Origin of the sequence: Nocardia niigatensis NBRC 100131 (assembly GCF_000308655.1) — a bacterium.
Taxonomy (GTDB): domain Bacteria; phylum Actinomycetota; class Actinomycetes; order Mycobacteriales; family Mycobacteriaceae; genus Nocardia; species Nocardia niigatensis.
This window is the reverse complement of the sequence record NZ_BAGC01000043.1, coordinates 412,641-426,969: the sequence shown is the minus strand read 5'-3', so window position 1 is coordinate 426,969 and position 14,329 is coordinate 412,641. Positions and strand designations below refer to the sequence as shown.

The window sequence follows — 14,329 nt, the reverse complement described above, 5'->3', positions numbered from 1 at the left end:
CTGGCCTGGGCCGGATGGGGTGGCTGACGGGACTCGAACCCGCGACACCCAGGCACAAGATCGCAGGATTTCTGGGGGTCCTCGGATGTCCTTCATTATCCCGAGAAGGAGCGAAATCTACTGGTGTAGAGCAGATTTCAATGGACGCGCGCGTCCCTTGCCGTCCCTGCTCGTCCCATGGTGTCTGCGCTCAGAAGTTGGTAATGAGTTGGAAAGGTTCGAGTCCCTGTCCCAGGTTGTGCCGGTAGTGCCCGACGGTGGGCATCGGCGTGTCGTGGATGCGACTCGCTGGCGATCTTCGGCACTAGGCAAACAATTGGCTACCGCACTGTCTTCCTCGCTCCTGAGGTGGGAAGCGGTGCGTACCGGCTGTTTGTACGGACAATCGATGTGCCTGCCGGGTGGGTGGCGTCATGGATGATGCGGAACGCGACGTACTGATCCGGAAGCACTTCCTCGAGTATGGGCGAATTATCGAAGCTGGTGAGAAGGCGAAGGACGCCCGGCTGCAACTTCTCCTGAGACTCCGGGCCGCGGACCCGGACTACTACACGCAGACTCGGCTGGCCAGGTTGTCTGGCATGTCGCAGCAGAACGTCTCCTACCTGCTGTCGAAGCTGGCCGTGCAGTCCGCTTGATCGTCGTGTGCGACCGGCCCCGTGGTTCTCGCGGGGTCGGCGGGCGTGCGGGCGAATGTCGTGTACTAAGTGGCCTGAGTTACATAGATTGAATCTTACTTAGATCGGATCTATGTAAGACTGGATCTATATTTTACGTTCGGGAGGTGGGCGGTGGAGTTCAAAGGGCGTGCGGTCGATCTGGAGCTGCTGGGTACGCGGTTGAATCTGGTAGTGGACGGCACTGGCGCGACCCGGGGGCGCGCGGTGATCATGACCGGTCGCCGCCGGGTCGGGAAGTCGCGGCTGGTGCAGGAGTTTTGCGATCTGTCCGGGTTGCCCTATGTCGTCTTTCAGGCGACGCGTGGGCGGAATCCGGTGGCCGAACGAGACGATTTCATCGCTACTGTCGCGCATTCGCCCTTGCGCGGCGCGGAGTTGGTCGCAGGTATCTCGGCGTCGGATTGGAATCAGGCGTTGCGGACGTTGGCCATCGCACTGCCCGACGATGCGGTGAGCATCGTGGTGATCGACGAAGTGCCGTGGCTGGTCGAGCAGGACTCGGAGTTCGAAGGCGCCCTGCAGACGGTATGGGATCGGCATCTGTCGGCCAAGCCGGTGTTGCTGATACTGGTCGGCAGTGACATCTCGGTGATGGAGGCGCTGCAAACCCATGGCCGCCCCTTCTTCGGGCGGGCGACCAAGATGGCCGTTCAACCGCTGAATGTGGCCGACGTACAGGCGATGACAGAGCTGTCCTCGGCCGAGGCGTTCGACGCACTGCTGATCACCGGTGGATTCCCCGAGATCGTGCAATCCTGGCGGCCGGGGATGACCCGCACCGATTTCCTGCGTGATGCCATGACCAATCCGCTGTCGCCACTGCTGGTGGCCGGTGAACTGTCGCTGCTGGGCGAGTTTCCGGAGTCTTCGCGTTCGCGAGCGGTGCTCGAGGCGGTCGGCAGCGGTGAACGCACGTTCAGCACCATTGCCGCTGCTGCGGGAAGCACCGGCGCATTGCCCGCAGGGACGCTGACCCCGTTGCTGAATACCTTGCAGGACAAGCGAATCGTGGCCGCGGATGTCCCGCTGTCGACCAAGCCCGACAGTAAGAACAAGCGGTACCGCATCGCCGACTCGTACCTTCGCTTCTGGCTTGCCTTCCTGCAGCGCGCGATCCCGCTCGTCGAACGAGGCAGGGGAGAATTGGCTTTGGAGCGCATCGAACGATCGTGGACAACGTGGCGCGGCCGCGCGATCGAGCCGGTGATCCGAGAATCGTTGCAGCGCTTACTGCCTGATGACCGCTGGCCCGACACCGAATCGGTTGGCGGCTGGTGGAACCGCCAGAACAACCCCGAGATCGACCTGATCGGCACCGACCGCGAGCCTGTCGCCGGCGCGGTTCAATTCGTCGGATCGATCAAGTGGCTCGAGGACCGACCGTTCGACCGGCACGACTACGACGCCCTGGCCCGCGCCGTACTAGCCGTTCCCGGTACCCAACTCGATACCCCACTCGTGGCGGTCTCGAGATCGGGCGTCGAAGGTGACCTGCCGATCGCCGCGCACTGGGGGCCAGAGGATCTGCTCCACGCCTGGCGGTAATGCGACAGACGTACGCGGGACCGCCGCGGTCGACGTCGGCACTCGCGAACATCGACGCGATCGACAGGGAGGCTGCCGAGTTGTTTCGCAGCTACGGGCCTACCAACAAGGTCGCCGCAGTCATGGCAATTCGCCACCGCGCCGACCGAACAGCAATGGCGTGCCCAGCTCGCAGGTCAAACCCGCCTGACCATTTCCGCGCGCGACGCACTCGAAATCGTAAGCGCAGCATGGGGACAGGCGGTTGATTGAGGAAATCCGACCGGTCACTCTAGCTGTGACTAGGTGCTCCAACCGAGCGGCGAGAATGACGAAACGTGCCAATCTTGCTGGTTCGGTGCGTGAACTGGTCGGTGCGTGTCAGTGGCGAAAGTTCCACATCGCCTGGCGTCGTGTTCACAACGGCGGCCTCGACGGTTGGCCTGTTCGTGCGGGAGAGCGCACCTTCCGTGGTCTATGTGGACCATCCGATCGAGCTCTCGTCCTTCGACGAGAGATCGAATCGTGGTTCCGAAACATGTTGTGCGGCAACGTGGCATAGTTGTTCGATGGGGGATGAGACTGAACATCAGGCCACGGTATCCATGCCCGAGGCGCGTAGGATCGATACCGATCCGCCGGTGCGGATTTCCGCCCGTGACATCCCGGCACAGCATCGGCAATGGCCTTCGAAAATGCTGCGGTGTGCGCATCGTGATGCCAGGGTGCAAGCGATCGACTCGGCGCCCAAGGAGCAGTCCCGGGCGCGACGCCCGTATTTTCGCCGCACACCTGAGCCGGGCGGTCGGAATAGGCACGCTACCAACTGCTTCTACAACGTCGACGAACGAATACGGGTGATCCGAGCCGAGAGTGACGACTCGTTGGTCCGCGATCGCAGTGCAAAGGGCGTCCGCGCTACAGGTTGGTGTTGCCCGAGGCGTTCGGTCCCGCAGATCCGATCCGCACCGGTGGTGGCGGAGAACAGGTGGTCGCTGAGCGGCTGACTACTGTTCTCAATACGGCTGCGAAGATCGCTGCGCTACTCGAGGATTACGCCGAGCGAGAGGCAGATATCGATGTCGAGTGGAGCGCCGAATGCCGTGGTGAACGTGTGGATTGGAGGAACTTTCTCTACGTTCCGCCACGGATCTGGGTGCTGCGCCGACGATTGTCGGCTGACAGCTCGCAGTTGACTCATCCTGTCGCAGTGGTCTTTCGGGCTTCGGAGCGTCGCTCGGAGTCATCGGCGGGTTCGGCGTCGAGTTCATGTGCTGCGCGGTATGCCCTGCCGCCCGAGCCCGGTGTGCCGGAGACCGAGCGGTTGTTCGTGGTGGGTGAGCACCAACTGCTCGAAACTCCGGCGTCGAGGTCGGCCAGGTGCGCGGTGAGGATCTGCTCGCGCAGTCTCGTGGCCTTCGGCGATGATGTCGCCACCGACGTCGACGACGACAAGCTCGTCGGTGCCGAATTCCGCTGCCGCACGCCGTATCAACTCGGCCATACCGACTGCGCCATCTTCGGCCTCCAGCAGCAGCAGAGGCACATCGAGGCTCCTCGACAACGGCGGCAGGGTCGAAGAACCCTTGTGGAGAAGCCCCGAGACGTCCCCGACAACCGTGACGTGCTCAACGCCTACGTCGCGTGAGGAGTTGGAAGAAATGGCTTCAGAAGTTGGTGAGAAGTTGGAGAGACGTCAAATAAGCAGTAGGCCCAGGCGGGAGAAATCTCTCCGGCCTGGGCCTTTAGGGGTGGCTGACGGGACTCGAACCCGCGACACCCAGGATCACAACCTGGTGCTCTACCAGCTGAACTACAGCCACCATTGCCGGTAACTTCCGGCGCGGTAGAGCTTAACGTGTCCTCGCTGTGAGTACCTAATCGGCTGTTCAGGAGGGGTTTGCGGGGGGTTCCGCGGGGGCGGACAATTCGGCGGCGACGGCGGCGATCTCGGCGGTGGAGGGGCCGGGCGGGGCGACGAACGCGGTGCGGCGGTAGTACTCGAGCTCGCGGATGGATTCCTTGATGTCGGTGAGGGCGCGGTGGGTGAGGCCCTTCTCCGGCTGGCCGAAGTAGATGCGCGGGTACCAGCGGCGGGCCAGTTCCTTGATGGAGCTGACGTCGATCATGCGGTAGTGCAGGTGGGCATCGAGGGCCGGCATGTCCCGGGCGATGAAGCCGCGGTCGGTGGCGATGGAGTTGCCGGCCAGCGGGACCGTGCGCGCGGTGGGGACGTACTGCTTGATGTAGTCGAGGATCTGCTGCTCGGCCTCGGCGACGGAGACGGTGGAGCGGCGGACCTCCTCGGTGAGCCCGGAGCGGGCATGCATCTCGGTCACCACCGGCGGCATCGCGGCCAGGGCGGCGTCGTCGGCGTGGATCACGATGTCCACGCCCTCGCCGAGGATATTGAGGTCACTGTCGGTCACGAGCGCGGCCACCTCGATGAGCTTGTCGCTGTCGAGCTGTAGGCCGGTCATCTCGCAGTCCATCCACACCACGTACTTGTCCACCCGCCAAACACTAACGCTTCGCCGTTCGGCCACCCGGAGGCCCGGCCGCGTCGAGGCCGCTCCGCCGCCCGACCGGGCAGTATCGTTCACAGCAGGATCCGCGCATAACGAGCGGTCGGCATGTTGGTTGGGCAGTTCCGGGGGCGGTAGTTCGCAGGGCAGTCGCAGTTGGCAGAGCAGACGGAGGAAGCGCGATGACCACCCCGCAGGAGAAGGCAGCGGCGGCACGGAAGGCGGCGGAGGAGGCGGCGCGGATCGCCGCGGAGGCCGCGGCCGCAGCCGAGGCCGCGGAGCAGGAAGCCGCCGATCAGGAGGCCGCGGACCAGGCCGCGAAGTCCGGTGCCGCGGAAACGGATCCGGGGAGCAACGGCAAGGCGGAAAACGCTGCCGCAAGCGCTGATCAGGCCGGCGAGAACGAGGCCGCCGCGCGGGAGATCGCGGCGGGCTACGCCATGGAGGGCCTGGCGCTGGAACTGGGCACCGTCATCGTCGGTGGCGCCGTGCATCCCGACGCGCGGGTGCGGATCCCGATGAAGACCATGAACCGCCACGGCCTCGTCGCGGGCGCCACCGGCACCGGCAAGACCAAGACCGTGCAGGGCATCGCCGAACAGCTCTCCGCGGCGGGCGTGCCGGTGGTGCTGGCCGACATCAAGGGCGACCTGTCGGGCCTGGCGCAGCGGGGGCAGTCGAACGACAAGCTGCTGGCCCGCGCCCAGGAGACCGGCGACCCGGACTGGAAGCCGCAGGGTTTCCCGTGCGAGTTCGTCTCCCTCGGCACCGGCGGGATCGGCGTGCCGATCCGTGCCACCATCACCTCGTTCGGCCCGATCCTGCTCAGTAAGGCGTTGGGGCTCAACGAGACCCAGGAATCCACCCTCGGCCTGATCTTCCACTGGTCGGATCGGAACGGCCTGGCGCTGCTGGATCTGAAGGATCTGCGCGCGGTGATCCAGTACCTCACCAGCCCGGAGGGGAAGGACGATCTCAAGGGCATCGGCGGCGTCTCCGCGCAGACCGCGGGTGTGATCCTGCGCGCGCTGGTGAATCTGGAGGCCGACGGCGGCGACACCTTCTTCGGCGAGCCGGAGCTCGAGCCCGCCGATCTCATGCGCACCGCGGGAGGGCAGGGCGTCATCACCCTGTTCGAGCTGGGCGCACAGGCCGCGCGGCCGCAGATGTTCTCGACCTTCCTGATGTGGGTGCTGGCCGACCTGTTCCAGACGCTGCCCGAGGTCGGCGATATGGACAAGCCGAAGCTGGTGTTCATCTTCGACGAGGCGCACCTGCTGTTCAACGGCGCGTCCAAGGCCTTCCTGAACCAGGTGGAGCAGACGGTGAAGCTGATCCGCTCCAAGGGCGTCGGCGTCTTCTTCTGCACCCAGCTGCCCACCGACATCCCGAATCAGGTGCTGTCCCAGCTGGGTGCGCGCATCCAGCACGCGCTGCGGGCGTTCACGCCGGAAGATCAAGCGGCACTGTCGAAGACGGTGCGCACCTACCCCAAGACCGCCACCTACGATCTCGAGAAGGCGCTCACCTCGCTGGGTATCGGTGAGGCTGTGGTGACGGTGCTGTCGGAGAAGGGCGCGCCGACTCCGGTCGCCTGGGCCCGCATGCAGCCGCCGCGCTCGCTCATGGACACCATCGGCGACGACGAAATCCGTTCCCGTGCACAGCAGTCCACGCTGTACGGCAAGTACGGGGCTACCATCGACGCGGAATCGGCCTACGAGATCCTGACCGCGAAGATTCAGGCGACCGCGCAGCGGCAGGCCGACGAGGCGGCGGCGAAGCCCTCACGCTCGGCGAAGCCCGCGCCGCAGGAGGATTCGATGGCGGAGAAGATCGTCAACAATCCGGCGTTCAAGAACTTCCTGCGGTCGGCGGCGACCGTCGCCGGGCGCGAGATCAGCCGCAGCATCTTCGGCACCCGGAAACGGTAGGGCGCTCACCGTCCGACGTCGCGGCTGAGCAGATCGTCGATGGTTTCGCGGCGGATCAATTCCCGGCACCCGCCGTCGCGGACCGCGACGATCGGCGGGCGGCCGACGCCGTTGTAGGACGAGGCCAGGCTGTGGTGGTAAGCGCCGGTGCAGGGCATGGCCAGCACCTCGCCGGGCCGCAGGTCGGCGGGCAGCCGGACGTCGCGGGCCAGGATGTCGCCCGCCTCGCAGTAGCGGCCGGCGATGGTGGCGGTCATGTGCGGGCCGGTGGGGTGCCGGTTGGCGACCAGGGCGTCGTAGCGCGCGCCGTAGAGGGCAACCCGCGGGTTGTCGCTCATGCCGCCGTCCACGGTCACATAGGTGTGTCCGCGCTCGACGTGTTTGACCGACAACACGCGGTAGAGCGTGACGCCCGCCCGCGCCACGATGCCGCGCCCCGGTTCGAGGGCGATACGCGGCCGCGGATAGCCGTGCCGGGCGCAGGCCGCGTCCAGCGAGTCCTCGATGATGTCGGCCAGTTCGGCCAGGTTCATCTCCGCGTCGCCGCTGCGGTAGGCGACGGCGTGCCCGCCTCCGAGGTCCAGATCGGTGAGGGTGATCCCGAATTCGTCGCGGACGCGGGCCATCTCGCCGACCATCCGCCGCACCGCCTCGCCGTAGGGGAAGGTGTCGCAGATCTGCGAGCCGATATGGCAGTGCAGTCCGGTCAGGATCAGATTCGGTTGCCGCACAATGCGATCCACCGCCTCCAGCACGGTCTGCCCGCCGACCGGGAAGCCGAACTTCTGATCGTTGACGCCGGTGCGGACCGCCGGGTGCCCGGCGATGTCGATATCGGGGGTCACCCGCAGCATGACCCGCTGCGGCCGTTCGGCCAGCGCGGAGAGCAGGGTGATCTCGGTGAGCGAGTCGACCACGATGCGCCCGACGCGGCAGTTCACGGCCGTCTCCAGTTCGGCGAAGGGTTTCCCGTTGCCGTGCAGCACGATCCGCCCCGGATCGGCCCAGCTGGACAGTGCCGTCGCCAGTTCCCCGGCCGAGCACACGTCGAGCGACAACCCCTCGTCGGTGATCCATTCGGCCACCGCGCGGGTCAGCAGCGCCTTGCCCGCGTAGATGATCTCGGCTTCGGGGAAGTGGGTGCGGTAGGCCTGGCAGCGGCCGCGCACCTCACCCTCGTCGAGCACATAGGTCGGCGTGCCGAATTGATCGGCGATGTCGGCCAGCGCCACGCCGCCGACGGTGATGCGCCCGTCGGCGTCGTAGTGCGTTTCGCACGGCCAGACCGCCGGGTCGAGGCGGGGGACCATGCCCCCGTCACGCAGCGACGGGAAGATCTCGAGCAGCGTCAAGACGTCTCCTGGTGAGAGCTCCCCGCTTTCTCTTCTTGCGGGGCCGTCACCAGGACTACGCCCGATCCAGCAATCCGGAACGTCCGGCAACGTCCCCTTTACGAGGCTCTCGCCGATCTTGACGGTTTGCTGATCAGCTGCCCAGCTTCTTGTAGGCGGCGCCGGCCACCACCGAGGTGATCGAGCGCGGGCCGAACTGCCCGGCCAGGCTCATACCCTTGCTGATCAGGCCCGGGACCACACGCATCTTGTTGCGGGCGAGCGCGTCGATGGTGATCTTGGCGGTGTGGGCGGCGGTGACCCAGATGAACTCCGGGATCTTGTTGCCCATCTCCTCCTGGTCCGGGTTGTCGGTGCGGACCGGGCCGGGCGCCAGCAGGGTGACATTGACGCCGGTGCCCTTGAGCTCGCCGCGCAGCGACTCGGAGAAGGTGTTCACGAACGCCTTGCTCGCGGAGTAGGTGGTGTTGTTCGGAATCGGCATGTTGCCGGCCGCGGACCCGGTGACGAGGATGCCGCCCGCGCGGCGCTCCAGCATGCCCGGCAGCACGGCCAGCGTGAGGTCGTGCACGGCGACGGCATTCAGTTCCATGATGTCGCGCTCGTAGTCCAGGTCCAGCTTGGCCAGCGGGCCGAAGGTGGAGACGCCGGCGTTGTTGCACAGGATCGCGATGTCCCGGGCGGCCAGCTCCTTGGCCAGCGGCGCGCGCTGGTCGCGGTCGGACAGGTCCACCGCGCGCACCTCGGCGGTGATGCCGTACCGCGCGGTCAGCCGCTGGGCCAGTTCGGCCAGCAGGTCACCGCGGCGGGCGACGAGGATCAGCGAGTAGCCCCGCGAGGCAAGCTCTTCGGCGAGGGCGGTGCCGATCCCGGAGGAGGCTCCGGTGACGACGGCACGATTGTCGGCGGTGGGTACAGGCAGGCTCACGGGACCCGAGCCTACCGATGTCCGCGCGGATGGGATGCGCGACAGGGCGCATCCCATGGTCGGAACCGTAGCGAGCCGGTCTAGCCGGTGCAGCGGGAGTCGAGCACGGCGGCCTGGCTCGGGTCGGCGCTGCCGAGGCTGACCATCAGGGGGTTCGGATCCGGGCCGCTGGCGGCCAGGGCGTTGCGGGAGGCCTCGGCGAGGGAGTTGCCGACGCCCGTGTACAGGTTGCCGTCGCGGTCGACGAGGGCCGCGCAGCCGTTCACCCAGCGCACGGCGATGGCGCAGTTGGCCTGGCCGCACTGGTCGAGGGCGTGCTGGTCGGCGGTGGCCTGGTCGGGCGCGTTGTAGGCGTAGGCGATGCGCCAGTGGTCGCCGATCACGGTCACCGCGTAGGAGCCGTACAGGTCGACGCCGGCATGGGCGGTCCCCACGGTGCCGGAGAACAGCGCGGCGGCCGCGGCGACGCCGACGGCGGCCTTACGAGACAGGGTCATAGAGAATTTCTCCCCCAGGATCGTTGAAGCAAGTGCTCCGCGATCATGACAGGGCGGTACGACATCCCCGACCATCTGAATCGGTTGGTGTATAGGTCATTTCGTGTCCGGCCGGAAGCGTCGCCCCGCGGCCGGGTCAATTCCGGGGTTTGGGCTCCATGAAGGCGATGCCCCAGTCCAGGTGGCCGTGCCAGACGCTGGCGATCCGACCGCCCTGGACGGCGGGTTTGGGGTCACCGATCGGTCCGCCCGCGGCGCGGACCGCGGCGACGGTGGCGTCCAGGTCGGGGCACAGGAAGGCGACGCCGGTCAGGGAGGCCGCGCGGCCGGAGGACACGGCTTCGATGAAGGGTTCGCCGACCCGGTAGAAGGCCATTTCGGGGCCTTCCGGCCCGCGCGGGAAGAAGCGCCGCCGCGGCGGGATGCCCAGGACGGCGGTCAGCTCGGTGACAGCGTCATCCAGGTCGGGCACCCAGTACACGACGTGATCGACGATGGTCACGCCGTTCGGGTGCTTGACCGTGGAATCCGATTCCGGCGCAGTCGATTCCAGGTACGGGATGCCGAGCGATTCCGGGGCGGCATGGATTTCGTCGAAGCCCCAGGCGGGCGCGCCCAGGGTGCAGGCGATGCGGCCGATCCGGATGCGGCCGCCGTTGACGGTGAAACCCAGTGCCGCCCAGGACTGCTCGTCTCCGGGCAGTCTCAGGCGGGTGAGGTTCGGCATTACAGGGCCGCCGCCAGCCGGGTGCCCTGGTTGATGGCGCGCTTGGCGTCGAGTTCGGAGGCCAGGTCGGCGCCGCCGATGAGGTGCACCTTCACGCCCGCGGTCTGCAGCGGCTGGTGCAGGTCGCGCACGGATTCCTGGCCGGCGCACAGGATCACGTTGTCGCATTCGATGATCCGCGGGCGCTGGCGCTTCTCGCCGAAGCTGATGTGCAGCCCGCGGTCGTCGATGCGCTCGTAGTTGACGCCGCCGATCTGCTCGACGCCCTTGGCCTTGACCGCGGCCCGGTGCACCCAGCCCGTGGTCTTGCCCAGGTCCTTGCCGAAGGAGGACGACTTGCGCTGCAGGAGAACGACTTCGCGGGCAGCCGGGGAGGGCTTGGGAGTGGTGACGAAGCCGGGCACAGTCGGATCCTCGGAGACGCCCCACTCTTCCTTCCACTCGTCGAGCTTGAGGCTGGGATGCCCTTCGACGGTGAGGAATTCGCTGACATCGAAGCCGATGCCGCCCGCGCCGATGACCGCCACCTTCTTGCCCACCGGCTTGCCGTCGCGCACCAGCTCGGCGTAGGTGAGCACCTTCGGGTGGTCGATGCCGGGGATGTCGGGGATGCGCGGCTTCACGCCGGTGGCCAGGACGACCTCGTCGTAGCCGCCCGCGATGAGCTGTTCGGCGGTGGCCCGGGTCTCGAGATGCACACGCACGCCAGTGATTTCGAGCTGCCGGGTGTAGTAGCGCAGGGTCTCGCTGAACTCTTCCTTGCCCGGGATGCGGCGGGCGATGTCGAACTGCCCGCCGATCTTGTCGTCGGACTCGAACAGGTCCACGTGATGCCCGCGCTGCGCCAGGCTGACCGCGGCGGAGAGCCCGGCCGGGCCCGCGCCCACGACGGCGAACTTCCGGGTCCGGCGGGTGGGCAGCAGCTTCAGCTCGGTCTCGTGGCCCGCGCGCGGATTCAGCAGGCAGGACACGGTTTTGGCCTGGAAGGCGTGGTCCAGGCAGGCCTGGTTGCAGGCGATGCAGGTGTTGATCTCGTCCACTCGCGCGTCCTGGGCCTTGCGTGCCCAGTCCGGGTCGGCGAGCAGCGGGCGGGCCAGCGACACCAGGTCGGAGTCGCCGCGGGTGAGGATCTCCTCGGCGGTCTCGGGCATATTGATGCGATTGGACGCGCACACCGGAATGTCCACGATGTCCTTGACCTTCGCGGTCCACTCCACGAACGCGGCGCGCGGCACCGAGGTGACGATGGTGGGCACCCGGGCCTCGTGCCAGCCGATGTCGGTATTGATGATGGTGGTGCCCGCGGCCTCCACATCCTTGGCGACGGCGGCGATCTCGTCCCAGGTCTGGCCCTTCTCGACGAAATCGGCCATGGAGAGCCGGAAGACGATGATGAAGTCCGGTCCGACCGCCTTGCGCACCCGGCGCACGATCTCACCGGCGATGCGGCGGCGGTTCTCCGGCGAGCCACCCCACTTGTCCTTGCGCTTGTTGGTGCGCTCGGCCAGGAACTGGTTGATGAAATAGCCTTCACCGCCCATGATCTCGACGCCGTCGTACCCGGCGAACTTGGCCAGGGCGGCGCAGCGCGCGTAGTCGTCGATGGTCTCCTCGACGCCCTTGGCCGACAGCGCGCGCGGCTTGAACGGGTTGATCGGGGCCTTGATGGCCGACGCCGAGACGCTGGTCGGCATGTAGGAGTAGCGGCCCGCGTGCAGGATCTGCAGCGCGATCTTCCCGCCCTCGGCGTGCACGGCCTTGGTGATGGCGCGGTGCCGGTAGGCCTCGGTCTTGTTGGTCAGCTTGGCGCCGAAGGGCAGCAGCCAGCCGGTGCGGTTGGGGGCGTAGCCGCCCGTGATGATCAGTCCCACACCGCCTTTCGCGCGCTCGGCGAAGTAGGCGGCCAGCCGGTTGGTGTGCCAGGCCCGGTCCTCGAGGCCGGTGTGCATGGAACCCATGACCACGCGGTTGCGCAGCGTGGTGAATCCCAGGTCCAGGGGTTCGAACAGGTGCGGGTACGCGCTCATCGCGGAGAGCCTTTCGGTTCGGACGCCTGCGACCGGGCTGAGTCGCGTTTCAGGGCGTCTAGTACTTCCTCGCACCAGTCGACGATTCCCTCCTCGACGCGGATGCCGCCGCGCAGAACGAGGTACTGGTGCAGCTTGGGGCCGGTGAGCTGATCCGGCGCGGGGTAGTCCTTCTTCTCGAAGGTGCGGTACAGGTCGAGCCGGTGCGCGTGTTGGTCGCGGTGGCGCTGCACCTCGCCGGTGAGCGCGTCGATATTGCCGAGGGAGGCGGCCCGCAGCTTCACGCCGAGTTCGTTGCGCATGGGTTCCAGGTCGGCGGGTTCGGCGATCCAGCGGATCAGTTCGTCGCGGCCGGCGTCGGAGACGGTGTAGACCTTCTTGTCCGGGCGGCCCTCCTGGGGCACGGTCTCGGCGATCACCCAGCCCTGCTCGTCCATGCGTTTGAGCACGCGATAGATCTGCTGATGGGTAGCGTTCCAGAAGAAACCGATGGATTTGTCGAAGCGGCGCGCCAGGTCGTATCCCGAGCTGGCGCGTTCGGTCAGCGATACCAGCAGCGCGTGTTCGAGGGCCATGCCGCCAGGGTAACTGCTACGAGACGTACTATGCAATTCAGTGCATAGACTTTCGGTGTGGTGCCGACCTGCCGGTGTGTCGGTTAACGCGGCTGGTCGCGAACCTGATTTCAGAGCGAATCACTTGCCCGGGGCGTCGGGCGGGGAGAACTTCAGGGGAGAAGCCATGCGTTCGACATTCACGACGGTGGGTGCCGCGGTGCTCATCGCCACCTCCGCGGTGCTGATGACGGCCTGCAACGACAAGGACACCCCCGGCGCCACGCCCACCTCGGTGAGCTCCGTGGCCCTGGGCGCCGGGCAGCCGGGTGACACCGGCAAGCCCGGTGGCGCGAATTCGCAGGTGACCGTGCGCGCCATCGGCAAGACCGCCTGGTACGAGGGTTTCGAGATCACCGTCGACAAGGCGACCGTGACCCCTGACGAATTCGGCGGGGCCAAGGTGCGCGTGGACATCACCTACAAGAACACCACCACGCAGGACCAGACCCTCAGCGTCGTTCCCGGCGTCCAGATCGGCGGCGCGCTCGACGGCGGGGCCGGATTCGACAATCCTGACGTGCCCGGAAAGGGTTCGGCCGCAGGCGATGTCACCACGTCGGTGACAAGGCTGGACAATGCCGAGCACCTGCTCGACACCATCACCATCGTCTACGGCACCTCCGCGGACAACCAGACCCTGATCCCGCTGAAGGCCGACGGGAAGGCCGACAGCGTCGCCCCCAAGCCCCTGAACGTCTCCGGCAAGCTGGTGCAGGACCAGACCACCGTCGAAATCACCGGCGGCACACTGACACCCAGCTACACCAAGGGTGAGCGCAACAAGATGGATCTCGCCCTGCACATCAGGCTGGTCGGCGGCTCCGGCATCGCCGCGGGCGGACTGAACGTCTTCTACGAGTACTTCAGCATCAAGACCCCCGACGGCCGGAATGTGGTCGCCGACATCCGCGGCCCCATCGACGAACTGCTCAACCGCAACCAAACCATCGACAAGGCGGACCTTTTTGCCGTCTTCGTGGTCCCCGCGCCCGCCACCGGCTCCTATGTCGTGAGTTACGACGCCACCAAGGCCGCGAGCACCGCCCCCACCTATTCCTTCGCGGTCAGCTGAAGACCATTGCGCAGCTCGGCGGCGAACCGCCGGGCCGCCTCCAGATCTTCGGCGTCGGGCCGCCCCTTGTTGACACCGCCGATCAGGCGCAGCGGAGCCCAGGTGTCGAACGCCCGCACCGAGAAGGTGCCGACCACCTCGAATCCCGCCCGCCGGACCAGCCGCGCCATCGGCCACAGCTGCGGCGGAAACCCACTGCTGGCGAACACGAATGCCTTTCCGCGCTGCGCGCTCGGCAGCCCCCGCACGAACTCGCGCAGTCGTGGATGAAACCGCTGATTGAAAATCCCCGACCCGAACCCCACCAGGTCGTACTCCCCGAGCGCCCCCACCGCGACCTGCTCGGGCTCCATCACGGTCGCCTCCAACACGTCGCCCATGGCCTCCGCCACCCGCCGCGTATTGCCGTGCGACACCGAAACGCACACGATCAGCGCCTTCATCTC

13 protein-coding genes and 1 tRNA gene are annotated in these 14,329 nt (G+C 66.9%); 4 read left to right on the top strand and 10 right to left on the bottom strand.

Annotation, left to right across the window (positions count from 1 at the left end):
• The first annotated feature begins 413 nt into the window (after window positions 1-413).
• Together ON33_RS19360 and ON33_RS19355 are read left to right on the top strand one after the other, a co-directional pair.
• The gene (locus ON33_RS19360) at window positions 414-638 is read left to right on the top strand and encodes a hypothetical protein (protein WP_040860295.1); all 225 of its coding nucleotides are present in this window, start codon (window positions 414-416) and stop codon (window positions 636-638) included.
• Window positions 639-1,103: 465 nt separating this feature from the next.
• On the top strand, window positions 1,104-2,225 hold the full coding sequence (locus tag ON33_RS19355; RefSeq protein ID WP_245550587.1) for an ATP-binding protein: 1,122 nt from the start codon (window positions 1,104-1,106) through the stop codon (window positions 2,223-2,225).
• Between the two features lie 1,246 nt (window positions 2,226-3,471).
• Here the strand turns inward: ON33_RS19355 and ON33_RS44440 are convergent.
• The 3 genes from ON33_RS44440 to orn all read right to left on the bottom strand — a co-directional run bounded on the left by ON33_RS44440 (window position 3,472) and on the right by orn (window position 4,717).
• Complete coding sequence (locus ON33_RS44440) at window positions 3,472-3,777, bottom strand: DUF1152 domain-containing protein (protein ID WP_373281046.1); 306 nt, start codon at window positions 3,775-3,777, stop codon at window positions 3,472-3,474.
• Between the two features lie 177 nt (window positions 3,778-3,954).
• Window positions 3,955-4,027: transfer RNA gene (locus ON33_RS19345), tRNA-His, on the bottom strand.
• A gap of 66 nt (window positions 4,028-4,093) precedes the next feature.
• Complete coding sequence (orn, locus tag ON33_RS19340; protein WP_085996786.1) at window positions 4,094-4,717, bottom strand: oligoribonuclease; 624 nt, start codon at window positions 4,715-4,717, stop codon at window positions 4,094-4,096.
• 194 nt (window positions 4,718-4,911) lie between these two features.
• Here orn and ON33_RS19335 point away from each other — a divergent pair, with 194 nt between their 5' ends.
• Window positions 4,912-6,663: a helicase HerA-like domain-containing protein gene (locus ON33_RS19335; RefSeq protein ID WP_040860292.1), complete on the top strand. Its 1,752-nt coding sequence runs from the start codon at window positions 4,912-4,914 to the stop codon at window positions 6,661-6,663.
• Window positions 6,664-6,668: 5 nt separating this feature from the next.
• Here ON33_RS19335 and lysA read toward each other — a convergent pair whose 3' ends face one another.
• From lysA to ON33_RS19305, 6 genes are all read right to left on the bottom strand, one after another.
• Window positions 6,669-8,015 carry a diaminopimelate decarboxylase gene (gene lysA, locus ON33_RS19330; protein WP_040860291.1) on the bottom strand — a complete coding sequence of 449 codons (1,347 nt, stop codon included), beginning with the start codon at window positions 8,013-8,015 and terminating at the stop codon, window positions 6,669-6,671.
• A gap of 133 nt (window positions 8,016-8,148) precedes the next feature.
• On the bottom strand, window positions 8,149-8,943 hold the full coding sequence (gene cmrA / locus ON33_RS19325; RefSeq protein WP_040860290.1) for a mycolate reductase: 795 nt from the start codon (window positions 8,941-8,943) through the stop codon (window positions 8,149-8,151).
• Window positions 8,944-9,023: 80 nt separating this feature from the next.
• Entirely contained in the window at window positions 9,024-9,440 is a 417-nt protein-coding gene (locus ON33_RS19320) for a DUF4189 domain-containing protein (RefSeq protein WP_040860289.1), read from the bottom strand.
• A gap of 136 nt (window positions 9,441-9,576) precedes the next feature.
• Window positions 9,577-10,167, bottom strand: a complete 591-nt coding sequence (locus tag ON33_RS19315; protein WP_040860288.1) for a VOC family protein — start codon at window positions 10,165-10,167, stop codon at window positions 9,577-9,579.
• Window positions 10,167-12,194 carry an NADPH-dependent 2,4-dienoyl-CoA reductase gene (locus tag ON33_RS19310; RefSeq protein WP_040860287.1) on the bottom strand — a complete coding sequence of 676 codons (2,028 nt, stop codon included), beginning with the start codon at window positions 12,192-12,194 and terminating at the stop codon, window positions 10,167-10,169. Before ON33_RS19310 ends, ON33_RS19315 begins: the two co-directional genes overlap by 1 nt.
• The gene (locus ON33_RS19305) at window positions 12,191-12,769 is read right to left on the bottom strand and encodes a PadR family transcriptional regulator (RefSeq protein ID WP_040860286.1); all 579 of its coding nucleotides are present in this window, start codon (window positions 12,767-12,769) and stop codon (window positions 12,191-12,193) included. The genes ON33_RS19310 and ON33_RS19305 overlap by 4 nt, the downstream gene beginning before the upstream one ends.
• A gap of 166 nt (window positions 12,770-12,935) precedes the next feature.
• Between ON33_RS19305 and ON33_RS19300 the strand changes: the two genes are divergently transcribed.
• Window positions 12,936-13,883 carry a hypothetical protein gene (locus ON33_RS19300; RefSeq protein WP_157184607.1) on the top strand — a complete coding sequence of 316 codons (948 nt, stop codon included), beginning with the start codon at window positions 12,936-12,938 and terminating at the stop codon, window positions 13,881-13,883.
• Here ON33_RS19300 and ON33_RS19295 read toward each other — a convergent pair.
• On the bottom strand, window positions 13,862-14,326 hold the full coding sequence (locus ON33_RS19295; RefSeq protein ID WP_040860284.1) for a flavodoxin family protein: 465 nt from the start codon (window positions 14,324-14,326) through the stop codon (window positions 13,862-13,864). The two genes, ON33_RS19300 and ON33_RS19295, sit on opposite strands and share 22 nt — an antisense overlap.
• Window positions 14,327-14,329 lie beyond the last annotated feature (3 nt).